Below are 23,785 nucleotides of genomic sequence, written 5' to 3'. Positions count from 1 at the left end.
AGCGGATTGCCCGACCGGCGCTTCTGCCGGCCGGGCCTCAAGTTAAAGGCCCACTTCGTTTGGGAGCCAGCTCATGAATCAGGAAATCCTGAACGTCTTCAATCCGACCGTTCCGGCCCCGAGCTTCAATCAGATCCGCATCTCGATCGCGAGCCCGGAGAAGATCAAGTCTTGGTCCTACGGCGAGATCAAGAAGCCGGAAACCATCAATTATCGCACGTTCAAGCCCGAGCGTGACGGCCTGTTCTGCGCGCGCATCTTCGGTCCCATCAAGGACTACGAGTGCTTGTGCGGCAAGTACAAGCGGATGAAGTACAAGGGCATCATCTGCGAGAAGTGCGGCGTCGAGGTCACCCTGTCGCGCGTGCGGCGCGAGCGCATGGGCCACATCGAGCTCGCCGCGCCGGTGGCGCACATCTGGTTCCTGAAGTCGCTGCCGAGCCGCATCGGCCTGCTGCTCGACATGACGCTCAAGGACCTCGAGCGCATCCTGTATTTCGAGTATTTCGTCGTCATCGAGCCGGGCATCACCAAGCTCAAGTATCGTCAGCTCCTCTCCGAGGACGACTACCTGCGCGCCCAGGACGAGTTCGGCGATTCGAGCTTCACCGCCATGATCGGCGCCGAGGCCATCCGTGAGCTGCTGCGCTCCATGGACCTCGAGAAGATCGCCGCGGACCTGCGCCAGGAGATCGCCGAGGCGACCACCGAGCTGAAGCCCAAGAAGCTCGCCAAGCGCCTGAAGATCGTGGAGGCCTTCCAGCTCTCCGGCAACAAGCCGGAGTGGATGATCCTCACCCACGTGCCGGTGATCCCGCCGGACCTTCGCCCGCTCGTCCCCCTGGACGGCGGCCGGTTCGCGACCTCCGACCTGAACGACCTGTACCGCCGCGTCATCAACCGCAACAACCGCCTGAAGCGGCTGATCGAGCTGCGCGCGCCGGACATCATCATCCGCAACGAGAAGCGCATGCTTCAGGAGGCGGTTGACGCGCTGTTCGACAACGGCCGCCGCGGCCGCGTCATCACCGGCGCCAACAAGCGTCCGCTGAAGTCGCTCGCCGACATGCTGAAGGGCAAGCAGGGCCGGTTCCGCCAGAACCTGCTCGGCAAGCGCGTGGACTATTCCGGCCGCTCGGTCATCGTGGTGGGCCCGGAGCTGAAGCTCCACCAGTGCGGCCTGCCGAAGAAGATGGCGCTGGAGCTGTTCAAGCCCTTCATCTATTCGCGCCTCGACGCGAAGGGCCATTCGGCGACCGTCAAGCAGGCGAAGAAGCTGGTGGAGAAGGAGCGTCCCGAGGTTTGGGACATCCTCGACGAGGTGATCCGCGAGCACCCGGTGATGCTGAACCGCGCGCCGACGCTCCACCGCCTCGGCATCCAGGCGTTCGAGCCGGTGCTCATCGAGGGCAAGGCCATCCAGCTGCACCCGCTCGTCTGCTCGGCGTTCAACGCCGACTTCGACGGCGACCAGATGGCCGTGCACGTCCCGCTCTCGCTGGAAGCCCAGCTGGAAGCGCGCGTGCTGATGATGTCCACCAACAACATCCTGCACCCGGCGAACGGCCAGCCCATCATCGTTCCGTCGCAGGACATCGTTCTGGGCCTCTACTACCTCTCCATCATGAAGGAGAAGGAGCCCGGCGAGGGCATGATGTTCGCCAACATGGCGGAGATCGACCACGCGCTGAACGCCAAGGCGATCACCCTCGCCACCAAGATCAAGGGCCGCTACATCGGCATCGGCCCGGACGGCAAGCAGTATTCCAAGATCTATGAGACCACCCCCGGCCGCATGAAGATCGGCGAGCTGCTGCCCAAGGACCCGAAGCTCTCCTACGACGTCGTCAACAAGCTGATGACGAAGAAGGAAATCTCCAACATGATCGATGCCGTGTACCGGCACTGCGGTCAGAAGGAGAGCGTGATCTTCTGCGACCGCATCATGGCGCTCGGCTTCTACAACGCGTTCCGCGCCGGCATCTCGTTCGGCAAGGACGACATGGTGGTGCCGAAGAAGAAGTGGGAGCTGGTCGAGGAGACCCGCGCCCTCACCAAGGAATACGAGCAGCAGTACAACGACGGCCTGATCACCCAGGGCGAGAAGTACAACAAGGTCGTTGACGCTTGGGGCAAGTGCTCCGATCGCGTCGCCGAGGAGATGATGAAGGAAATCTCTTCGGTCAAGAAGGACCCGAAGACCGGCCGCGAGAAGCAGATCAACTCGATCTACATGATGAGCCACTCCGGAGCGCGTGGGTCGCCCGCTCAGATGAAGCAGCTCGCCGGCATGCGCGGCCTCATGGCCAAGCCGTCGGGCGAGATCATCGAGAGCCCGATCATCTCGAACTTCAAGGAAGGCCTGACCGTGATGGAGTACTTCAACTCCACCCACGGCGCGCGTAAGGGCCTTGCCGACACCGCTCTGAAGACGGCGAACTCGGGCTACCTCACCCGTCGTCTCGTCGACGTGGCGCAGGATTCCATCATCACCGAGCGCGATTGCGGCTCGGAGAAGGGAATCCACATGCGCGCCATCATCGACGCGGGCCAGATCGTGGCCTCGCTCGCCTCGCGTGTCCTCGGCCGCACCGCGGCGGAAGACATCGTGGAGCCGGCGACCGGCGACGTCATCGTGCCCAAGGGCCAGATGATCGAGGAGCCGCACGTCGAGCGGATCAACAAGTCGGGCATCCAGGAAATCAAGATCCGGTCAGTGCTGACCTGCGAGACCCGCAACGGCGTGTGCGGCACCTGCTACGGGCGCGACCTCGCCCGCGGCACGCCCGTCAACATGGGTGAAGCGGTGGGCGTCATCGCCGCCCAGTCCATCGGCGAGCCGGGCACCCAGCTCACGATGCGCACCTTCCACATCGGCGGCGCGGCGACCCTCGCCGACTCGTCCTTCGTGGAAAGCAACTTCGAGGGCACCGTCCGCATCCGCAATCGCAACGTGGCGCGGAATTCGGATGGCGACCTGGTGGTGATGGCCCGCAACCTGGCGGTGGTCATCGTCGACCATGACGGCACCGAGCGCGCGGTCAACCGCGTGCAGTACGGCGCTCGCCTCAAGGTGGACGAGGGCGACACCATCAAGCGCGGCCAGCGCATTGCCGAGTGGGATCCCTACACCCGCCCCATCCTCTCCGAGGTGGACGGCACGGTGGCCTTCGAGGACCTGATGGAAGGCTCCTCGATGAACGAGCAGGTCGACGAGTCGACCGGCATCGCCAAGCGCGTGGTGACAGATTCGCGGTCCGGCCGTGGACCGGAGCTGCGCCCGGCCATCCTCATCAAGGGCAAGGACGGCAAGATCATCAAGCTGCCGCGCGGCGGCGACGCCCGCTACGCGCTGCCGGTGGAGGCCATCATCTCGGTGGACCCCAACCAGACCCTCAAGGCCGGCGACGCGGTGGCCCGCGTGCCCATGGAAAGCGCCAAGACACGCGACATCACGGGCGGTCTGCCGCGCGTGGCGGAGCTGTTCGAGGCGCGTCGTCCCAAGGACGCGGCCATCATCGCGGAGATCTCCGGCTCCATCCGGTTCGGCCGTGACTACAAGAACAAGCGCCGGCTCTCCATCGAGCCGACCGACGGCGGGGATCCGGTCGAGTACCTGATCCCGAAGGGCAAGCACATCCATCTCCAGGACGGCGACGTCGTGGAGAAGGGCGACTTCATCGTCGACGGCAACCCGGCGCCGCACGACATCCTGGCGATCAAGGGCGTGGAAGAGCTTGCGGCCTTCCTCGTGAACGAGATCCAGGAGGTCTACCGGCTCCAGGGCGTGCACATCAACGACAAGCACATCGAGGTGATTGTTCGGAACATGCTCCAGAAGGTGGAGATCGACGACTCGGGCGAGACCGACTTCCTCGACAACGAGCAGGTCGACCGGCTCGAGTTCCTCGAGGCGAACGAGAAGGCCGCCGAGGAGGGCAAGAAGCCCGCCACCGGCCATCCCGTGCTCCTGGGCATCACCAAGGCGTCGTTGCAGACGCGCTCCTTCTTCTCGGCGGCCTCCTTCCAGGAGACCACCCGCGTCCTCACGGAAGCGGCGGTCAACGGAAAGATCGACCCGCTGGAAGGCCTCAAGGAGAACGTCATAGTCGGCCGCCTGATCCCGGCCGGCACGGGCGCTCAGATGTCTCGCCTGCGCACCATCGCGACCAACCGCGACGACCTCATCGTCGCAACCCGCGACGAGCAGGGCGAAGGCCAGTCCCTCGTGGAAGGCCCCGCCGACGCGGCGGAGTGATCCCGGGCAGCACGCCCGCATCCATTGGAAAGGCCGCCCCTCGGGGCGGCCTTTTCTTTTGCCAGGTTCCGCCGGCTGAAGCGGAGCAGATCGGGCCGATCTCCGGCATTGCCCCGATAATGGTACCGAGCTGACACTGCCCACGGAATTCTGGGGCAATCGGGGCGCGGATCATGGTCAAGCTGAAGCGTAACCTCGGGCCGGTCGAGGCGGTGGGGCTTTCGGTCTCGGTCATGGCGCCGACCATGTCCATGGCGCTCAACGTGACGCTGGCGGTGGGCGCCGCCGGGATCGCCGCGCCCCTGGGGTTCGCCGTGGGCACGCTGCTGGTCGCCATCGTCGGCTTCTCCTTCGTCTTCTTCGCCCGGAAGACGACGCGCGCCGGCTCGGCCTATTCCTATATCGGCCAGACCTTCGGCCCGCGGGCCGGCTTCATCGCCGGCTGGTGTATGCTGCTGCTCTACATCGCCGGGGGATCGGGCAGCGCGGCGCTGGTGGGTGACTTCCTGCGGGCCGCCTTTGCCGACCACGGAATCCATATCGGGGGCTGGTGGCTGGTGCTGGGGGTGCTGGCGCTCATCATCGGCACGCTCTTCGCCTACCGGGACATGGCGGTCGCCGCGCGGCTCATGCTGCTGCTGGAACTCGGCTCCATCTGCGTCATCGTCTATCTCGGCGTGAAGATCCTCACCGCCGTCAGCGCCACCGGCGGCCTCACCGCCGCGCCGTTCCGGCCGGACCCGGCCATGGGCTGGTGGGGCGTGGGCTATGCCGTGGTTTTCGCCGTGCTCTCCTTCGCCGGTTTCGAGGCGGCGGCGACGCTGGCCGAGGAGACGGGCCAGCCCGGCCGCGCCATTCCCGTCGCGCTGCTCGGCTCGGTGGTGCTTGCCGGCCTGTTCTTCGTGTTCGCCTCCTACATCCAGGTTGTCGGGTTCGGCGTCGACAACATGAAGGCGCTCGCCGCCGACGATGCTCCGCTCAACACGCTGGCGCTGAAATACGGCACCGTGCGCATGGCCACCGCGCTGGATATCGCCGCCGCCGTGTCCGCGATATCCGCCGTGCTCGGCACGCTCTCCGCCGCTGGGCGCATGCTGTTCGTGCTCGGCCGGGCCGGACTGTCGGAGGCAGCGGCGCGGGTCCATCCCGTCCACGGCACGCCGTCGGTGTCGGTGCTGGTGGTGGGCCTGCTGATGCTCGCCGGCCTCCTCGCCTGGGCGCCCTTCATCGGGCCGGCGGATTATTACGACAATGTGGGCACCATCGGCGTGCTGGCGCTGATCGTCGCCTATCTCGGCGTCACGCTGGCCGCTGTCACCCATGCGGTGAAGGCGAAGAGCATGGTGTGGCTGGCGCTGGGTTTGCTCGGAACGCTGGCGATGCTCTGGCCGCTCTACAATTCGATCTATCCCGTGCCGGCCTTCCCCGGGAACCTCTGGCCCTATGTGGTCGGCGCCTGGATCGCGCTCGGCGCCGCGCTGGCGACGCTGCGCCCCGGTGTCCGGGACGCCGAGCCTTAAGGTCCCCCGATCTGGCTTCAGTCCTGCATGGCCACCCCTGGGATGTGCAAACGGCGGCGCCTTTCCGACAGGAACGGGCGGCGGATGCGTGTCCCGGGATCGGCTCGTGTCAGACACATGCGCGAGCAGGCACAAGGCGCGTCGCATGACCGACACAGGTTTCTCCGGGGCGGAGCAATGGGTCGTCTGGAACGGCTCGCTGGGCGTGCTCGACATGGTCAGCATCGGCCGTGTCGAGGCCGACGCGGGCGGGCGGCAGGCGTGGCTTGATGCGCCCTACGGCATCGTCGGCCCTTTCAGCCTGGACGAACTGGAGCAGACCGGCCGCATCGCCTTCGGCGCCTGCTTCGTCATGTCCCGCCGCCGCTGGCAGGAGGATCAGCTAGAGCTTCGCATGGCGGCGCAGAAGGCCCGCCGCGCGCTCATGGCCATGTTCGACGGGGAAGACGACAGCCCCCACCGCGAGGCGCTCGGCCTGCCGCGGGACGGCCGGCTGGACGCCGCCGAGATCAACGCCGCCTTCCGCCGCCGCGCCAAGACCGCCCATCCCGATGCCGGCGGCAGCGATGCGGATTACCGCCGCATCGCCGAGGCCCGCGATGCCCTGCTGGAGATGCTGGTGACGGCGTAGTGCCAAAGCCCCCGAGTTTGACTTGAGGGGGCTTTGGTCCAGCCCGTACGGCGCCTGAGCGTGGCCGGCTCGGCATCGGTCGTAGGCCGAGGCCGATGGCATAAAGGGCGCTCGTGATGGTCAAGGCTGGCGCCATCGCCTATGGTGCGGCCCCGTTTCCAGCCTGATCGTGTCTCAGTGACCTTTGCCGCCATTCTGCAAGAAACCCTCGATCTGACCGAGGAGGTCGACGCCGTCGCGCGTCCGGCTGATGCCGTCGTCTCCGACTTCTTCCGCGCCCGGCGTGACATCCCGACGGCGCATCGCGGCCCGATTTCCGAGCTGTTCTATGCCCTGCTGCGCCACCACGCCCGGCTCGGCTGGTGGCTGAAGCGGCACGGCCGCCCGGATACGCCCCGCAACCGGCTGCTGGCCTGGCTGATGCTCGGCGGCGGCAAGACGCGGGATCAGGTGCAGACGCTGTTTTCCGGTGCCAAGTTCGCGCCGGCGCCCCTCACCGATCAGGAGCGCGCGCTGCTCATCAAGCTGCAGGGCGCGCGCGTCGATCATCCCACCATGCCGGACGATGTGCACTACGAATGCCCGGACTGGGCAGCGGACGGGCTACACCGCCGGTTCGGCGATGCCTTCGCGTCCGAAATGGCGGCCATGCTCACACCGGCCCCGCTCGACCTGCGCGTCAATCCCATCAAGGCCGACCGCGCGGAGATGCTGTCAGCCCTGCGCGCGCTGGGCCTGCCGGCCGAGCTGTCGCCCCTCTCGCCCTACGGCATCCGGGTCAATGAGCGCCCGGCGCTCAACCGCCTGCCCATGCTCAAGACGGGCGAGCTGGAGATCCAGGACGAGGGCTCCCAGCTCGTCGCCGTGGTGGTGGATGCGAAGCCCGGCGAGCGGGTGGTGGATTTCTGCGCCGGCGCCGGCGGAAAGACGCTCGCCATCGCCGCCCAGATGAAGAACAAGGGCCACGTCATCGCCTGCGACGTGCTGGAGAACCGCCTGAAGCGCGCCGCCGAGCGGTTCCGCCGGGCCGGCCTCCACAATATCGAGACGCGCCCCCTTGCCAGCGAAACCGACCGCTGGGTGAAGCGTCACAAGGGCGGCTTTGACCGTGTGCTGGTGGATGCGCCATGCAGCGGCACCGGCACATGGAGGCGCAATCCCGATGCGCGCTGGCGGGTGCTCGGGCCGGGGCTCGATGCGCTGCTACCGCTTCAGGCCCGCATCCTCGCCAGCGCGGCGCGGCTGGTGAAGCCGGGCGGACGGCTGGTCTATGCCACCTGCTCGCTGCTGGCCGAGGAGAATGAGGAACAAGTGGCCGCCTTCCTCGCGGCGCACCCGGCGTTCCGCGTCGTTCCCCTGAGCGAGGTGGCGCCTGAGATTACCAGCTCGGCGCATCCCGATTATCTGGCGCTGACCCCCGCGCGCCACGACACGGACGGCTTCTTCGCCGCCGTGCTTCAGCGCGAGGCGGCTGCGACCGAGACGGACGCAGCCGCCGAGTAGGTAGCCTCACTTCTTGCGCAGCGGCACGCCCTTGGTGGTGAAGCGCTGCGCCCCGGCGGGGACCGGGCGGACCGGGCGGCGTGTGCCGGCGGCCTTGCCGGTGCCCGGCGGCTGGTGCGCCGGCACGAGCTGGTCCGGGCGCGGACCGATGAGATCGGCGCGGCCCATGGCTTTGAGCGCCTCGCGCAGTAGCGGCCAGTTGTCCGGATCGTGGTAACGCAGGAAGGCCTTGTGTAGCCTCCGCTGGCGCAGCCCTGTGACGGCCGTCACCCGCTCGCTGCCGCCGCGCCGCACGGCGCGCAGCGGGTTGACGCCGGTGTGGTACATGGCGGTGGCGGTGGCCATGGGCGAGGGCAGGAAGGTCTGCACCTGATCGGCGCGATAGCGGTTCTTCTTGAGCCAGAGCGCGAGGTTCATCATGTCCTCGTCGGTCGTGCCCGGATGCGCGGCGATGAAATAGGGGATCAGATAGTATTTCTTTCCGGCCCGCTTCACCGCGGCGTCGAACATCTCCTTGAAGCGGTCATAGGTGCCGATGCCCGGCTTCATCATCTTGTCGAGCGGGCCGCGCTCGGTATGCTCCGGGGCGATCTTCAGGTAGCCGCCCACATGGTGGGTGACCAGCTCCTGGATATATTCGGGGCTCTTCACGGCAAGGTCGTAGCGCACGCCGGAGGCGACCATCACCTTCTTCACCCCCTCCACCTCCCGCACCTTGCGATAGAGGCGGATGAGGTCGTCGTGGGAGGTGTTGAGGTTGGGGCAGATGTCCGGGAAGACGCAGGACGGGCGCCGGCACGCCGCTTCGATCTTCGGGTCGTTGCAGGCCATCCGGTACATGTTGGCGGTGGGGCCGCCAATGTCGGAGATGACGCCGGTGAAGCCCGGCGTCTTGTCGCGGATCAGCTCGATCTCGCGCAGGATCGAGCCTTCCGAGCGGTTCTGGATGATGCGCCCCTCATGCTCGGTGATGGAGCAGAAGGTGCAGCCGCCGAAGCAGCCCCGCATGATCGTTACCGAAAAGCGGATCATGTCCCACGCCGGGATCTTCGCTTCGCAATAGGAGGGATGCGGCGCGCGGGCGTAGGGCAAATCGTAGACCGCGTCCATCTCCTGCGTGGTGAGGGGAATGGGCGGCGGGTTCAGCCACAGATCGCGGTCGCCGTGGCGCTGCACCAGCGGGCGGGCGTTGCCGGGATTGCTTTCCCGGTGCAGCACGCGGGAGGCGCGGGCATAGGCCTCCTTGTCCTGTTCCACCTGCTCGCAGGACGGCAGGCGGATGACCACGTCGCCGGGGCGGCGGGCGGCGCCTTCGTCGGAGGCGTCGAGATCGTCGGCGTGAAGTTCGGTGTAGTGCTCGGGCACCTTGCGGAACAAAGCGACGCCGCGCACGTCGTCGATGTCGCGCGGCGCCTCGCCAGCGGCGATGCGGTTCGCCACCTCCACCACGGCGCGCTCGGCGTTGCCGTAGAGGAGGAGGTCCGCCTTGGCGTCGGCCAGGATGGAGCGGCGCACCTTGTCGGACCAGTAATCGAAATGGGCGATCCGGCGCAGCGAAGCCTCGATGCCGCCGAGGATGATCGGCACGTCCTTGTACGCCTCGCGGCAGCGCTGCGTGTAGACGATGGTGGAGCGGTCCGGCCGCCGGCCTCCGGCACCGTCGGGCGTGTAGGCATCGTCATGCCGCAGCCGTCGGTCGGCCGTGTAGCGGTTGACCATGGAATCCATGTTGCCGCCGGTGACGCCGAAGAACAGGCGCGGCTTGCCCAGCGCCTTGAATGGCTCCGCCGACTGCCAGTCCGGCTGGGAGATGATGCCGACGCGAAAGCCCTGCGCCTCCAGGAGCCGGCCGATGATGGCCATGCCGAAGCTCGGGTGGTCCACATAGGCATCGCCCGTGACCAGAACGACGTCGCACTGATCCCATCCGAGCGCCGCCATCTCGGCGTGGCTCATGGGCAGGAAGGGGGCCGGCCGGTTGGCCGGGGCGGGCCAGGGCAGGAAAGGCAAAGGCGTCGTGGGGCAGACCTGTGTGTCCATGGGTGACGAATAGGGATCAAAGGCCGCAAATTCAACCGATCCGGTGCCCGTGCGGGAACACATCTCCTCGTGCGGCCGGTTCTCGTGCAAAGCCAGCTTGCGGACACGAAAGGTGCGCGGGCCGGCGGAGCGGGCTAGGTTGGCGCCAGATTTTCACAGCCCAGAAGTGTCTGCCTTGAAGAAGATCGGCTTTCTCTCGTTCGGCCACTGGACGCCCTCGTCCCAGTCGCAGACCCGCTCGGCGGCGGATGCGCTGCTGCAATCCATAGACCTTGCCGTGGCGGCGGAGGAGCTGGGCGCGGACGGCGCCTATTTCCGCGTCCACCATTTCGCCCGCCAGCTTGCGTCTCCGTTCCCGCTTCTGGCGGCCGTGGGCGCGCGCACCAAGCGCATCGAGATCGGCACCGCCGTCATCGACATGCGTTACGAGAACCCGCTCTACATGGCGGAGGATGCCGGCTCGGCCGATCTCATCGCCGGCGGACGGCTTCAGCTCGGCATCAGCCGGGGCTCGCCGGAGCAGGTGATCGATGGCTGGCGCTATTTCGGCTATGGTCCGCCGGAGGGCCAGACCGCCGCCGACATGGCCCGCCGTCACGCCGAGGTGTTCCTCGAGGTGCTGAAGGGCGAGGGCTTCGCCCAGCCCAATCCCCGGCCCATGTTCCCCAACCCGCCCGGCATGCTGCGGGTGGAGCCGCACTCCGAGGGCCTGCGCGAGCGCATCTGGTGGGGCGCCAGCTCCAACGCCACCGCCGTGTGGGCGGCCAAGCTCGGGCTGAACCTCCAAAGCTCCACGCTGAAGGATGACGAGACGGGTGAGCCCTTCCATGTGCAGCAGGCCGCGCAGATCCGCGCCTACCGCGCCGCCTGGGCCGAGGCCGGCCACACCCGGACGCCACGCGTCTCCGTGAGCCGCTCCATCTTCGCCCTCGTGGACGACCGCGACCGCGCCTATTTCGGCGGGGGCGGCAAGGAGGAGGATTCCATCGGCTTCATCGATGAGAAGACCCGCGCCATCTTCGGCCGCAGCTACGCTGCCGAGCCGGACGCGCTCATCAAACAGCTTGCCGAGGACGAAGCCATCGCCGAGGCCGACACGCTGCTCCTCACCGTGCCGAACCAGCTGGGCGTCGACTACAACGCCCACGTCATCGAGGCCATCCTGACCCATGTGGCGCCCGCCTTGGGCTGGCGCTGACGGGAAGAGGGGCGCTGCCTCCGGGGAGCGCCCCCGAAGCTCCCCGCCGGATGCGCTGAAGAGGCCTTCCGCGGCGGGGACGAGAAAACCGGACGGGAGAGGGTACATATAATTTGCATTGCAATGCAAATTATATTCTGCTTTTCATGCCCCCATGACGCTCGATCCTGCCTCTCCCCGCGCCCGCTTCGGCGTGCGCTTCGCTTTGCTTGCCCGTCGCTGGCGGCGGGCGCTGGACGCCCGTCTGGCCGAGGCGGGGCTCTCGGACGCCACCTGGGTGCCGCTGGTCCATCTTCAGGAGTCCGGAGGCGGCATCACCCAGAAGGAACTCGCCGCGCTGGTGGGCATCGACGGGTCGAGCCTCGTGCGCCTGCTCGACATCCTGAGCCGGCAGGGGCTCGTGGAACGCCGTGTCGACGCCTCCGATGGACGCGCCCGGCTGGTTCACCTCACCGAAGCGGGCAGGGCGCGGGTCGCCGAGATCCGGCGTGAGCTGTCCAAGGGGGAGGCGGAAATGTTGGCCGACCTTTCGGACGCCGATATCGCGACCATGCTCGCGCATTTCGAGCGGATCGAGCAGCGGCTGCAAAGCCTTCAGGTCCAGCGCCGGGAAAAGACGACCCCATGAGCCTGTCCGAGCCTCCTCACGCGGCGTCCGCCGATTCCGCCGCGCTCGCCGCCCGCCGCCTCGACGCGGCGCGCCATCTGCTCAAGCCGCACCAGATCCGCGAGAGCTGGGCGCTCGCCGCCCAGCCGTGGCAGCGCAATGCGGCGCTGGCCGGCTTGCAGGCATCGCTGGCGGCGGCGATCGCACTGCCGCTGGCCCTCGTCTCGCCCTGGCCGCACCTTGTGGGCTTCGCCTCGCTGGGAACCCTCGCAGCCCTGTTCGGCCGCTTCGCCCCGCAGGCGGGGCGTGGCCGCATCGTCCTCATCTGCGCCATGTGGCTGACCTTCGCTGTGCTCGGTATGTCGACAGCGGCTTGGCTGGGCGCGCCCTATCTCCTCCAGCTGGCCCTGTTGGCGCTCGCCTGCGGCCTGTTCTTCTTTGTCGCCAATACCGGGCAGTATGGCCCGCCGGGCGCGCTCATCTTCGTGTTCGCCGCCGGTGCCGCCATGGGCCATGTGGCGTCCTGGCAGGAGGTGGTTGAGCGCGCGACCGCGACGGCGCTGGCGGCGGGGCTGACGTGGCTGATCTGCGTGGGGACGGAAGCGTTCCGCCAGCAGGAAACGCCCGAGGCGCCCTTTCCGGTGGAGCCGGTTCGGCCCCTGGACCACCGCCTTGTCGCCGCGGCGCGCATCACCCTCGGCTCGGCGATCGCGGCGTTTGCCGCCTATGCCGCCGGCGCGGCGCATCCCGGCTGGGCGGCCATGGGCACGGTCGCGGTGATGCAGGGAACGCACCTACACATCAGCATGAGCCGCGCCATGCAGCGCATGTCCGGGACTGTGTTGGGCGCGGGCCTTGTCTGGCTCATCCTCTCGCAGGAGCCATCGGTATGGAGCGTGGTCGCTCTGCTCATTTTCCTCCAGTTCGCCACCGAGATGATCATCGGCGCGAACTACGCCCTCGGCCAGATCCTGGTGACGCCCATGGCCCTTCTGATGAGCTACCTCGCGGCCCCCGGCGCGGCGGGGACGGCCATGGCGCCGGAACGGGTGTTCGACACGCTGGTTGGCGCCATCATCGGCATCGTGCTGGCGGTGGTCTGCTCGACGGTGGACGACCGGATCTATCTCGCCCGCCACCATGCGGCGCGCGCGGATCGGGGGAGCCGCTAGAGCCGATGGTGATGGCGCGAGGGGATCGCATCGGAGTCTCGGCGCCGCGTTACCAGCCGCTGCAGAGCCGCATCCAGTGGCGGTGTTCGCGCGGGACGCGGCCGGCTTCGCAGGCGCGCCGGGCGTCGCCGTCAAGCGCCATGAAGCACGACTTGCCCTCGCGCAGGTGCTGGCACCAGCCGCGATCATAAGCGTCGTTGAACGACATGAAGCATGATTTTCCTTCGACATAGGCCTGACAGAAGCCGCGGTCTGGCCCGTCGAAGGTCATGAAGCAGGATCGTTTCTTGGAGCAGATTTCGGGCACCGGCTGAGCCTGGGCGGAAACGCCGCCCAGCGCCGTGAGCAGCATCAGCACTCCGAGAAGTCGTTTCATGCGGTCCACCATTCTTGGTTCTTGTCGACGGGGCCTGCGCCGCCGTCGACAGGAACGGGGCTTCAGGCCTTGTGGCGGATTTTACCATTCATCATGGTCAGCTCGACCTTTGCCTTGTGGATGCCGCGGGGATCGCCTTCGAGGATGTTGCGGTCGAGCACGATCAGGTCGGCGAACTTGCCGACCACCAGCGATCCGATCTTATCGTCCATGCGGAGCTGGTAGGCGGCGCCCATCGTGTTGGCGTGGATGGCTTCCGCCACCGTCAGCCGCTCATCCGCCGGCGCCAGCACGGCGGCGTCCGCCTCGCCGATCAGCCGGCGGGTCACGCCCACCTCAATGGAATCGAGCGGCTTGTAGGTGGAGAAATAGCCCGCCGCCGGCCAGTCGGTGCCGAACGACACGCGCCCACCCTGGTTCAGGATGGTCTTGGTGCGGTACATCTTGCTGGCGCGGGGCTGGCCGTAGCGGGCCAGCATGTTGATCATCGTGTCCGGATCGGACGACGACCAGTTGGCGGAGAATTGCGCCGTCACGTTCAGCTTGGCGAAGCGCGGGTTGTCCACGTCCTCCACATAGACCAGATGGGCGATGGCATTGCGGCGGTCGCGCTTGGGATTGGTGGCGATGGCCTTCTCCATGGCATCCAGCGCCACGCGGGCCGTGCGCTCGCCGCAGGCATGGACGTGGACGTCGTAGCCGGCCGCGTCCACCGCTCCGATAAGCTGGTGCCACTGCGCCTCGGTGAAGGGGGAGGCGCCGATGGAGTTGGGCATGTCGGCATAGGGCTCGATCAGCCACGCCGTGTAACCGCCCTGCGAGCCGTCGCCGACGATCTTCACGATGTCCACGTAAACCAGCTCGCTCGACACCCGGCTGCGGACGTCCTTGAACTGTTCGACCACGTCGTCGATGGGCAGGCTCTTCACCGAATAGGACGCCGATACCCGGAACGGCAGGGCCTCGCGCTTCTCCGCGTCCACGTAGAGGTTGATGACGGCGCCCTGGTCGGAGCCGATGGGCGGCACGCCGGCGTCGAACAGCGAGGTGATGCCGGCCGCTGCGGCCTTGGGCAGCCAGCCATCCAGCAGCTTGCCCAGATTGGCGGCGGTGATCGGCTCCACCGCATTGACGAGGGCGAGCACGGCGTTGACTTCGAGAACATAGCCGGTCGGCTCGCCCTTCTCGTCGCGGGCGTAATAGCTGAAGCGCGGGATGGGATCCGGCGTATCTCGGGTCACGCCGGCCATCTCCAGCGCCTTGGAATTCACCCACAGGCTGTGACCGTCGATGGCGAAGAAGAAGGCCGGCCGGTCGGGCAGGATGCCGTCGAGGTCCGCCCGCGTCGGCCCCTCCGGCGGGAACATGTCCACGCGCCAGCCGAAGCCACGGATGGGGCCGGTGGGGTTCTCCTTGGCGTATTGCTCGATGGCGGCGAGGGCGTCATTCATGGTCGGCAGCTGAAGGTCGATGCCGGAGGTCAGGAAGGCGCCGAGCAGGGGATGGGTGTGCCCCTCCACGAAGCCCGGCATGAGCAGGCGGCCCTTGAGATCGATCACCTGCGTCTTCGGGCCGGCGAGCGCCATGGCCCCGGCCTCGTCGCCCACATGGATGATGGTCTTGCCGCGCACCGCGACCGCCTTCGCCCAGGGCTGGGCAGCGGAGACGGTGTAGACCGGCCCGTTGTGGAATACGAAATCGGCCGGGCCGCTCGTGGCGGCGCGGGCATCCTGTGCCTTCACCTCGGTCGCGCGGAACACGGGCGCGATGGCTGCCGCCGCCGTCATCGCCATGCCGGCTCCGAGGACCGACCGGCGGTTCAGGCCACTCGCCCGGCCGAAGGCCTCGAAATTAGGTGCCCATTCACACGCGATGCACATGCCGCCCCCTCCCATGCGCGGCGAAATGCTGATTTGCGGGGCATGGAGCGTCCGCAAATCACTCGCCTTCCATAGGGTAACGCGATCTGGCGACGGTAAAAACGACTTCTTTTCGTGAATTGAGATGGCTCCACAGCAGAGCGGGGCCGGTGTCTTGACGCGCGCGCGGGCGCACCCAAATCAAGTCTGCCGGCCTTTGGCCGGCAGAGGCATCGCACCCTGCGTGCGAGGTGCTTGTACCCATGTCGCTCGTAGGAGGATGTGGCTATGAGAACCACGCGAGGCGAGCGGCCGCAGACGCCGCCGGCCCTTCAATCAAAGGCTGCTCTGGTCCATCCGGACCAGGTGCTCGATCACCCGTCCATGAGTGCCGAGGAGAAGCGGGAGCTGCTGTCGTCCTGGGTGTCGGATTGCCATGCGGTCGAGAATGCGCCGGCCTTGCGGCGCCTCGACAGCGGCGCGGTCGTTCCCGTCGACGACATTCTCGCGGCCCTGGCGGCGCTTCCCGCCGAACCGTCGGTGCTCGACCAGCCCGACGGCTGGACCGCCATGGAGCGGCGCCAGCGGCCCTTCTTTCCGCCGTGGCGGAAAGGGCGGTGGAGGACGACGGGCGGCTCGCCCCCGCGCGGCGGCGCAAGCGCCGCGCTGGTGTGGGCCGGCGCCGTGCCGGAGCCGCCGTATCACCCGGCCGGTTGCCGGCGGCTCGGGCAGATCAGCCCGGAACCTGTGCCGTGGCGGGCACGACGGCGACGATTTCCAGCTTGTGGCGCCGTCCGTCCCGGGCGGTCCAGGAAATGGACTGGTTTTCGGACAGCCCGATCAGCGCGGCACCGATGGGCGTCATGACGGACACCTTGCCGTCCGCGATATCCGCATCTTCGGGATAGACGAGCCGGACCGTGCGTGTGCAGTCCGCCGACCGGTAGGTGACGGTGGTGCCCATCTGCACCGAGTTCGCCGGAGCGCGGTCCGGTGACACCAGCCGCGCCCGATCCAGCTCGGACAGCAACTCCTCCGCCACATCAGGAATCCTGTCGAGGGCGGCGGTGGCAAGGCTAGTGAGGCGCTCGTGATCGGCGCGGTTGAGGACGAGCGCCGGAAGGCGTTCGCGGCGGGACTTCATGGTCATGGGAATGGACTTTCACACAGGCGCGCACCGGCGCCGCTGTCGGTGCAGCGGCTGCCGGCTCAAGACGGGATTGGGGTTGGTCTGCGCTATCGCTGGTCGCCGCGCGCGATACGGGCACGATGTGGCGTCACCCCGGCATCCGGGGCGCAAACGCCGGACGCGGGGCTACTGTCCTGCGATGGGGCAGGGACGGCAGTGGTGGTATCGCAAACCGCTCATGAGTCCATGAGGCCTCTGACCTTACGTTATGTCAAGTCAGGCGGAGGCGCAGTCCTCGGCTGTCGCGAAGGTGCTGACCTCGGCCGCCGTGGCGGCGATCAGATCGTGGAGGCCGGACAGACGCCGCTTCCGGTACGCCGCCACGAAGGGAACCGGGGCGGGATCACACGTCGTCCGCAGCACGCGCAGCCGGCCGGCGGCGATGTCGTCTCCGTAGCAGGCGGGCGGCAGCACGCTGATCCCGGTATTGGCGATCATGAGCGTGGCGATCACCGTCATGCTGTTGCACAGATCGGGGCGCTGAGCCGAGCTGCCGCTGCCTAGCAGCGACAGGATCGTGCTGTAGTGCACCGAGTTCTCGCCGAGGGACAGGACCCTCAGGCGCGTCAGGTCCTGGGCAGACAGAACATGGTCCGGCAGATCCATGCCGGCGCCGGCCATCCACCGGAACGTCACCAGGCCGAGCGGATGGACCACCAGCGCAGGGTCTGCGATCTCGCCCGGCAGCAGGACCACGTCCAGGTCGCCGGCCAGCATTCGTGCGCGCAGCGGCGCGGTGAGGGAAATGTCCAGCTCTAGCGAGATGTGGGGGTAGCGCGCGTGCACGGTGGCGACGAAAGCGGGAAGCCAGGTCATCGCCACCAGTTCCGCTACACCGACCCGTACGATGCCGGAGAGCATCTGGCGCGGGGTGATGTTGTGGAGGATCTCGTCGTGCAGCTCCAGGGCGCGCTCGGCGTAGCTGATGAGCTCGCGCCCTTTCGAGGTGACCGCGATCTTCCTCTGGCTGCGGTCGAACAGGGCGACGCCGAGCTCGCCCTCAAGTTCCTGGATGCGGGCCGAGACGGTCGATTGCGTTGCATTCAGATTGTTTGCTGCAGCTGCGAAGCTTCCGAGGCGGATGATCTCCAGAAAGGTTTGTAATTGCCGGAAATTCATTTTTGTTTTCCTCCCGCCGATCGATTATTCCGTCGCATCTCAATCGAAAACAATCGCTTTTTGCGCTTAACCCATATGGGTACGCTGATATCGGCTGGGGGGAGACTCCTTGCCGAAACACAGCCCCGTGCAGGCGAAGCCGTCTGCAAGAGTCCGCCAGGCCCGGCCGCACATGCCGGATCGCCCGGCGGGCTCGCAGCGCGCGTCCGGGCGGGAAAAGCAGAAAAAATGCGCTCCGTCACGGAAGCGTCTGGGAGGAATGAATGGCCCCGAACCCGCAGACGTCGCCCATGAGCGACGCCGATCTGTCACGCCATGCGAAACGCGCCGTGCTGGCCTCGACCGTCGGCACCATGATCGAGTGGTACGATTTCTATCTGTACGGCCTCGTCGCCGCGATCGTCTTCGGCAAGCTCTACTTCCCGTCGCAGGACCCTTACGCCGCGACGCTGCTGGCGTTCTCGACCTTCTTCCTGGGCTTCGTCGCGCGGCCCGTGGGCGCGATCATCTTCGGCCATTTCGGGGACCGCATCGGCCGCAAGGGCACATTGGTGGCGACGCTCATGCTCATGGGCATCAGCACCGTCTTCATCGGCCTGGTGCCGACCTATGAGCACATCGGCATCTGGGGTGCGGTCGCCCTTACGGTTCTGCGCGTCCTGCAGGGCATCGGCGTCGGCGGTGAGTGGGGTGGTGCAATCGCCGTCGCGACCGAGTGGTCCAAGTTCAACAAGAGCCGTGGTCTCGCAGCCAGTTGGCCGCAGTTCGGTTCGCCCCTCGGGATGCTCCTCGCCGTGGGCATGCTGACACTGACCCTGCAGTTCGGAACCACCGAGTGGTTCGAAACCATCGGCTGGCGCATTCCCTTCCTGGTCAGCGCCCTTCTAATCGTGGTCGGCCTCTACATCCGGCTCGGGGTTCTTGAAACACCGGTGTTCCAGCGCATGCAGGAGAAGAAGGAGATCGCCCAGGCTCCGGTGATCGAGGCGGTGCGCGGGTTCTGGAAGGAAATCCTCCTCACCTGCCTGATGCGCACGGGACAGCAGGCGCCGTTCGTGATCTTCACGACGTTCCTCCTGTCGTACGGGACCTCGCAGCTCGGCCTGCAGAAGTCGTTCCTGTTCAACTGCGTGCTGGTGGCGGCGACACTTTCGCTCTTCACCACCCCGTTCTTCGGCTACCTGTCGGATCGCATCGGCCGCAAGCGGATGTACCTGATCGGCGCCTTCGCCATGATGGCGTTCGCCTTCCCTTATTTCTGGCTGCTCGATACCGGGGTTCCTGCCCTCATCGTCCTCGCCATCCTGGTGTCGCTGCCCATCCACGACATGCAGTACGCGCCGCAGGCGGCGTTCATCGCCGAAAGCTTCCCGCCAAGCGTGAGATATTCCGGCTCCTCGATCGGCTACCAGCTCGCTTCCATCACCTCGGGCGGCCCGGCGCCGATCATCGCAGCCTTCCTGCTGCATACCTACGGCACGTCGGCGGCGATCAGCGCCTACATCGCCTTCATCGCCGCGATCAGCTTCGTCTCGACCCTCTTCCTGCGTGACAGGTCGCACGACGACTACACCAGCAATGCCGGCTGGGTGCGCGATGAAGCGACCGCTGCCATCCATCCGGGCGCAGCCCCGATGGCGCCCCGTGCCGCCTCGTCACCGAGCGAATAGGCCGAGTGCGGCGCGGGAGGGCGATCGTGTCGCTCACTCCCGCGCCGAAGTATCGAAACTTGCGATCGAAATAGATCGAAAACAATCGCTTTTTTCAGTCAAATACATCTCCATAATTTTGATGCCAGACAAGAAGAGGAGGGGCTCGTTGCGGGGCCTGATCCCGGATCTGGCGGGACCCGAAATGGGAGGAAAGTCATGGTCAAGATTTCAGGGCAAAAGCCGGTACTCTCTCCGCTGGAACAAGCCAAGGCGAACCCGCTGATGCTGGGGTTGTTCCTGCCCATCCAGTCCGGCGCCTGGAGTCCCTCGACAGCTCCACGGGATACGTCTTGGACTTTTGATTACAACGCCCGCTGCACCGTGATGGCGGAAGAACTGGGCTTCGACCTTGTGTTCGGGCTGGCGCAGTGGATGGGCAAGGGCGGTTACGGCGGCGAGATGAAGTTCCGCGAGATGGCGACCGACCCGCTGCTCGTGACCGCCGGCCTCGCCGCGATCACCCGGCGCATCCTGCTCGTGTCCACCGTGCATATCCTCTACGGCTGGCATCCGCTGCATCTGGCCAAGTTCGGCGCCACCATCTCGGAGATGAGCGGCGGGCGCTGGGGCCTCAACATGGTCACCGGCTACAAGAGGAGCGAGTTCGAGATGTTCGGTCTGGAGCAGATCGAGCATGACCACCGCTACGTGATGGCCGACGAGTTCGTGACCATGATGAAGCGCCTGTGGTCGGAAGATGAGAACATCACCCTCGACGGCCGCTTCTGGAAGATGAAGGAGGCTTTCATCGCGCCGAAGCCCGCCGGCGGAAAGTGCGTTCTGGTCAACGCTTCCTCGTCGGGCGCGGGGCTCGACTATGCGGTGAAGCACTCAGACCTGATCTTCGTCACCAGCCCGGCGGGCGCCAACCTCGACCGCGCGTGCGCCGCGCTCCCGCCCCACACGGCGCGGATCAAGCAGGCGGCGGCGGCGCAGGGGCGGGATGTGCGCACGCTCATCAATCCGCATGTCATTTGCCGCGAGACCGAGGCGGAGGCATGGGCACAGTATGACGCCATCCTGCGCCATCAGGATCCGGTGGCAGCCGAGAACTTCTACCGCACCTTCACCGGCGGCGACCAATCCTCTTGGAAGGCGGCGACGCGCGAGGAGTGGACCATCGGTGGCAACGTCCACATCGTCGGCACCCCGACCCAGGTGGTGGAGGGCTTCCAGCGCCTCAAGGCCGCCGGCTGCGACGGCGTGCAGGTGAACTTCTACGACTTCCTGCCCGACCTGAAGTTCTTCGGCGAGCGGGTGCTGCCGATCATGCACGAAGCGGGCTTGCGCCTCGACCAGCCCCTCGCCACCGCAGCCTGACTTTCCTTCTTTCCAGAGGCTACACAGCCATGTCCGAAACCACGTCTGCCCCCTCAGCCGTCTCCGCCACCGAACTGCGGGCTTTCGCCGGGCATTTCGCGACCGGCGTGGCGGTGGTCACCACCGCCCATCCCGACGGCGCCCTGCACGGCCTCACGCTCAATGCGGTGACATCGCTGTCGCTCGATCCGCCGCTCTATCTGGTCTGTCTCGATCACCGCTCGAACACCCTCAAGGCGCTCAAGGAGAGCGGCCACTTCGCGGTGCATTTCCTCGATCGGAGCCAGTCCGAGATTTCCCGCGTCTTCGCCTCCAAGCAGGAGGACAAGTTCGCGGGCGTGGAGCACATCGTCGGCGAGAGCGGAAGCCCGCTCATCGGTGGTGTCCTGGCCGCCGCGGAATGCCGGCTGTCGGAAATCTGCACCATCGGCGACCACATGATCGTCATCGGCGAGGTGCAGCGCACCCACGTGTTCGGGGGCGAGCCGCTGCTCTATCACCGGGGCGGCTACACGGCCCTCGAAGCCGAGAGGAAGGTGGCATGAGCGCGCCATCCAGCACCCCAAAGCCGCTGGCCGGCGTGCGCGTCCTGGAATTCGCGCAGATCGCGGCCGGCCCCTTCACCGGCAGCCTCCTCGCCGATCTCGGCGCGGACGTGGTGAAGGTGGAACGTCCCGATGGCGGCGACGGCATGCGCGGCTGGCCGCCGCTTCATGACGGGCCGGAGGCGGGGGAGGGGGTGTTCAGCGGCAACTTCACCTCGCTCAACCGCAACAAGCGCTCCATCGCCCTCGACATCAAGTCGCCGGCGGACCGCGAGCGGCTGCTCACGCTGATCGAATCCGCCGACGTGTTCATCGAGAACTTCCGCCCCGGCGCGCTCATCCGGGCCGGGCTCGGCTATCAGCAGCTCCAGGCGCGCAACCCGCGCCTGGTCTATTGCTCCATCACCGGCTACGGCCAGTCCGGCCCCTATGCCCAGAAGGGCGCTTTCGACGTCACCGTGCAGGCCATGAGCGGCGTGATGAGCGTGACCGGCGAGCCGGACGGCCCGCCGGTGAAGTGCGGCGTTCCGGTGGGAGATTTCGCCACCGGCCTCTATGCCGCCTTCGTCACGCTCGCCGCGGTGATGCGGGCACGCGAGACAGGGCAGGGCGCCTATGTGGATTGCTCCATCCTCGGGGCGCTGCTGGGTATATCCGCGCTGCAGACGAGCGAATATTTCGGCACCGGCACGCCGCCCCGCCGGCTCGGCTCGGCCCACCCGCGCAACGCGCCCTATGCCGGGTTCGATGCGGCGGACAAGCCCTTCACTATCGCCGCCGGCAACGACAAGCTCTGGCGCGACACCTGCGATATCGTCGGCCGGCCGGACCTTGCCGACGACCCCCGTTTCGCCACCCAGTCCCTGCGGGCGCGCAACCAGCAGGAACTGGCGGCGATCCTCCAGCCCATCTTCGCCACCCGGACGGCGGCGGAATGGCTGGCGGCGTTCGATGCGCTGGGCGTGCCCTGCGCACCCATCAACGATTTCGCCGAGATCCTGTCCGATCCGCACGTGCAGGACAGGGGCTGGGTGCTGCCCATCACCATGCCCAATGGCGCGGTGGCGGACACCGTGGGCTTTCCGGTGGGACTGTCGGACTTCGCGTTCGAGATCAGCCGGCGGCCGCCTATGCTTGGCGAGCACAATGACGAGGTGTTCGAGGAATGGACCGCGCGACCCCTGAAAGCAGCGCAGTGATCGACCTCAGCGAGGCCGGGGTGCTCAGGATAGCCACGCTGGCGCGTCCTGAGCAGGCCAACGCCCTCGATCCGTCGCTGGTGGCCGGCCTGAGCGCGTTCGTCCAGCAGGCCACGGGGGAAGGGAGGCCGTTCGCGCTGGCGGGCGGCCGGGTGTTCTGCGGCGGCTTCGATCTCGCCGGCTTCGAGCAGCAGAGCGAAGGCGACCTGCTGCTGCGCTTCGTGCGGCTCGAACTGCTGCTGCAGTCCGTGAGCCGCGCACCCGTGCCATCCTTCGCGCTCATCGGAGGGGCGGCCATCGGGGCGGGCGCGGACCTCGCGGTGGCCTGCACCTACAGGATCGGCACCCGCCGGGCGCGCTTCCGCTTTCCCGGCTTCCGCTTCGGCGTGGCGCTGGGCACGCGGCGACTTGCGGCCATCGTCGGAACGGATCGCGCCCGCGCAATCCTGCTGGCAGACGCGACCGTCGGCACCGAGGAGGCCCTGGCGATCGGCCTGCTCACGCACCTTGTCGAAGAGGACGAACTGCTGCCGAGCGCGGAACGCCTCGTCGCCGCGCAGAGCGGACTGACGCCGCCAGCCACCGCCCGCATCCTCGGCCTGACCGGACCTGACACCGGCGATGCCGACCTCGCCGATCTCGTCCGCTCGTTGGCGGCGCCGGGGCTGCGGGAGCGCATTGCGTCCTATCTCGCGGGCAAGACACGCTGAGCGCGCTCGCGCCGTAGCACAGGCCTGACGCCGGACCCGTCTTGCGGGACGGCTCAGTCTGCCGCGACCGCGCGCGCATTGAGGCGGATGCGACGGCTGGTCGAGGCACGGCTCTGCTGCTTCTGCTGGGCTTTCAGCCGCGCGACGAACACGTCCGCCGCCCGCAGGATGTGGTCGCGGCCGAGCCGCTCGGCCTTCTCCCCGTCGCCCGCGACGACCGCGGCCATGATGGCGGAGTGCTCATCCCAGATGTTGCTGGGCATGCCCACGTCCTCTCTCAGCACTTCGCCCATCACGCGGCGGAGCGCCGGCCAGTGGGGTGAGGTCGTCTCGTTGAGAAGCGGATTTCCGGAGATCTCGCCGAGAAAGGCGTGGAAGGCGATGTCCGCCTCGATCTGCCTGTCGAGCGAGCCGCTCTTCACCGCCTCAAGTCCCATCTCGATGTAGCGCGCGCCTTCCGCCTTCGCCCGCGCGCTGCCGTTGCGCGCGGCGAGGCTCGCGGCGAGCCCTTCGATGGCGGCGCGGATCAGGTAGAGGTTGCGAATGAAGTCCACGTCGAGCGGCGCGACGATCAGGCCCCTGCCTTCCGCCTCCTTCACCAGCCCCCGACTGCGCAGCAGGAGCAGCGCCTGCTGGACCGGCTGGCGCGACACGCCATAGGCCCGCGCCAGCTCGTCCTGGATCAGGCGCGAGTTGGACGGAAGATCACCGCGGACAATCTCCGCGGTGATGGCCTCAACCACCTGGTCGACAAGGCTGGGCTGGCTGGCAAGCGCGCGCATCGGTCCCCTCTTCACGCGACGAATATACCCCTTACGGGCGGATTC

18 protein-coding genes are annotated in these 23,785 nt (G+C 67.2%); 12 read left to right on the top strand and 6 right to left on the bottom strand.

Annotated elements, in window-relative coordinates; genetic code table 11:
- Window positions 1-73 precede the first annotated feature (73 nt).
- The 4 genes from rpoC to XAN126_RS0117185 all read left to right on the top strand — a co-directional run bounded on the left by rpoC (window position 74) and on the right by XAN126_RS0117185 (window position 7,912).
- A complete protein-coding gene (gene rpoC, locus XAN126_RS0117200; RefSeq protein ID WP_024279830.1) occupies window positions 74-4,258 on the top strand; it encodes a DNA-directed RNA polymerase subunit beta' in 4,185 nt (1,394 codons plus the stop codon).
- A 173-nt stretch (window positions 4,259-4,431) separates the two neighbouring features.
- A complete protein-coding gene (locus tag XAN126_RS0117195; RefSeq protein ID WP_024279829.1) occupies window positions 4,432-5,778 on the top strand; it encodes an APC family permease in 1,347 nt (448 codons plus the stop codon).
- A 145-nt stretch (window positions 5,779-5,923) separates the two neighbouring features.
- On the top strand, window positions 5,924-6,409 hold the full coding sequence (locus XAN126_RS0117190) for a J domain-containing protein (protein ID WP_024279828.1): 486 nt from the start codon (window positions 5,924-5,926) through the stop codon (window positions 6,407-6,409).
- Between the two features lie 177 nt (window positions 6,410-6,586).
- Window positions 6,587-7,912, top strand: coding sequence for an RsmB/NOP family class I SAM-dependent RNA methyltransferase (locus XAN126_RS0117185; protein ID WP_024279827.1), 1,326 nt, complete (start codon window positions 6,587-6,589; stop codon window positions 7,910-7,912).
- A gap of 6 nt (window positions 7,913-7,918) precedes the next feature.
- Here the strand turns inward: XAN126_RS0117185 and XAN126_RS0117180 are convergent, their stop codons facing one another.
- Window positions 7,919-9,868: a YgiQ family radical SAM protein gene (locus XAN126_RS0117180; RefSeq protein ID WP_245272383.1), complete on the bottom strand. Its 1,950-nt coding sequence runs from the start codon at window positions 9,866-9,868 to the stop codon at window positions 7,919-7,921.
- A gap of 259 nt (window positions 9,869-10,127) precedes the next feature.
- Between XAN126_RS0117180 and XAN126_RS0117175 the strand changes: the two genes are divergently transcribed.
- From XAN126_RS0117175 to XAN126_RS0117165, 3 genes are all read left to right on the top strand, one after another.
- A complete protein-coding gene (locus XAN126_RS0117175; protein WP_024279825.1) occupies window positions 10,128-11,150 on the top strand; it encodes an LLM class flavin-dependent oxidoreductase in 1,023 nt (340 codons plus the stop codon).
- Window positions 11,151-11,304: 154 nt separating this feature from the next.
- Window positions 11,305-11,778, top strand: a complete 474-nt coding sequence (locus XAN126_RS0117170) for a MarR family transcriptional regulator (protein ID WP_024279824.1) — start codon at window positions 11,305-11,307, stop codon at window positions 11,776-11,778.
- A complete protein-coding gene (locus tag XAN126_RS0117165) occupies window positions 11,775-12,929 on the top strand; it encodes an FUSC family protein (RefSeq protein ID WP_024279823.1) in 1,155 nt (384 codons plus the stop codon). Before XAN126_RS0117170 ends, XAN126_RS0117165 begins: the two co-directional genes overlap by 4 nt.
- Window positions 12,930-12,978: 49 nt before the next feature.
- On the opposite strand, the gene XAN126_RS0117160 is transcribed toward XAN126_RS0117165, so the two are convergent.
- The 4 genes from XAN126_RS0117160 to XAN126_RS0117140 form a co-directional block, all read right to left on the bottom strand.
- Window positions 12,979-13,317: a hypothetical protein gene (locus tag XAN126_RS0117160; RefSeq protein WP_245272271.1), complete on the bottom strand. Its 339-nt coding sequence runs from the start codon at window positions 13,315-13,317 to the stop codon at window positions 12,979-12,981.
- Between the two features lie 50 nt (window positions 13,318-13,367).
- A complete protein-coding gene (locus tag XAN126_RS0117155; protein ID WP_024279821.1) occupies window positions 13,368-15,185 on the bottom strand; it encodes an amidohydrolase in 1,818 nt (605 codons plus the stop codon).
- A 712-nt stretch (window positions 15,186-15,897) separates the two neighbouring features.
- Window positions 15,898-16,314, bottom strand: a complete 417-nt coding sequence (gene rnk, locus XAN126_RS0117145; protein WP_051460623.1) for a nucleoside diphosphate kinase regulator — start codon at window positions 16,312-16,314, stop codon at window positions 15,898-15,900.
- A gap of 255 nt (window positions 16,315-16,569) precedes the next feature.
- Complete coding sequence (locus XAN126_RS0117140) at window positions 16,570-17,472, bottom strand: LysR family transcriptional regulator (RefSeq protein WP_024279818.1); 903 nt, start codon at window positions 17,470-17,472, stop codon at window positions 16,570-16,572.
- 263 nt (window positions 17,473-17,735) lie between these two features.
- Between XAN126_RS0117140 and XAN126_RS0117135 the strand changes: the two genes are divergently transcribed.
- The 5 genes from XAN126_RS0117135 (at window position 17,736) to XAN126_RS0117115 (ending at window position 22,958) form a co-directional block, all read left to right on the top strand.
- Complete coding sequence (locus tag XAN126_RS0117135) at window positions 17,736-19,142, top strand: MFS transporter (RefSeq protein ID WP_024279817.1); 1,407 nt, start codon at window positions 17,736-17,738, stop codon at window positions 19,140-19,142.
- 198 nt (window positions 19,143-19,340) lie between these two features.
- Window positions 19,341-20,504: an LLM class flavin-dependent oxidoreductase gene (locus XAN126_RS0117130; protein ID WP_024279816.1), complete on the top strand. Its 1,164-nt coding sequence runs from the start codon at window positions 19,341-19,343 to the stop codon at window positions 20,502-20,504.
- Between the two features lie 29 nt (window positions 20,505-20,533).
- Window positions 20,534-21,049 (top strand): flavin reductase family protein, encoded by a 516-nt coding sequence (locus tag XAN126_RS0117125; RefSeq protein ID WP_024279815.1) that lies wholly within the window; start codon window positions 20,534-20,536, stop codon window positions 21,047-21,049.
- A complete protein-coding gene (locus XAN126_RS0117120; RefSeq protein ID WP_024279814.1) occupies window positions 21,046-22,248 on the top strand; it encodes a CoA transferase in 1,203 nt (400 codons plus the stop codon). The genes XAN126_RS0117125 and XAN126_RS0117120 overlap by 4 nt, the downstream gene beginning before the upstream one ends.
- The gene (locus XAN126_RS0117115; protein ID WP_029877318.1) at window positions 22,215-22,958 is read left to right on the top strand and encodes an enoyl-CoA hydratase/isomerase family protein; all 744 of its coding nucleotides are present in this window, start codon (window positions 22,215-22,217) and stop codon (window positions 22,956-22,958) included. Before XAN126_RS0117120 ends, XAN126_RS0117115 begins: the two co-directional genes overlap by 34 nt.
- A gap of 53 nt (window positions 22,959-23,011) precedes the next feature.
- Here XAN126_RS0117115 and XAN126_RS0117110 read toward each other — a convergent pair whose 3' ends face one another.
- Entirely contained in the window at window positions 23,012-23,740 is a 729-nt protein-coding gene (locus tag XAN126_RS0117110) for a GntR family transcriptional regulator (protein ID WP_024279812.1), read from the bottom strand.
- Window positions 23,741-23,785: the final 45 nt, after the last annotated feature.

Source organism: Xanthobacter sp. 126, from assembly GCF_000526175.1.
Taxonomy (GTDB): Bacteria; Pseudomonadota; Alphaproteobacteria; order Rhizobiales; family Xanthobacteraceae; genus Xanthobacter; species Xanthobacter aminoxidans.
This window is presented reverse-complemented; position numbering and strand designations above follow the sequence as displayed.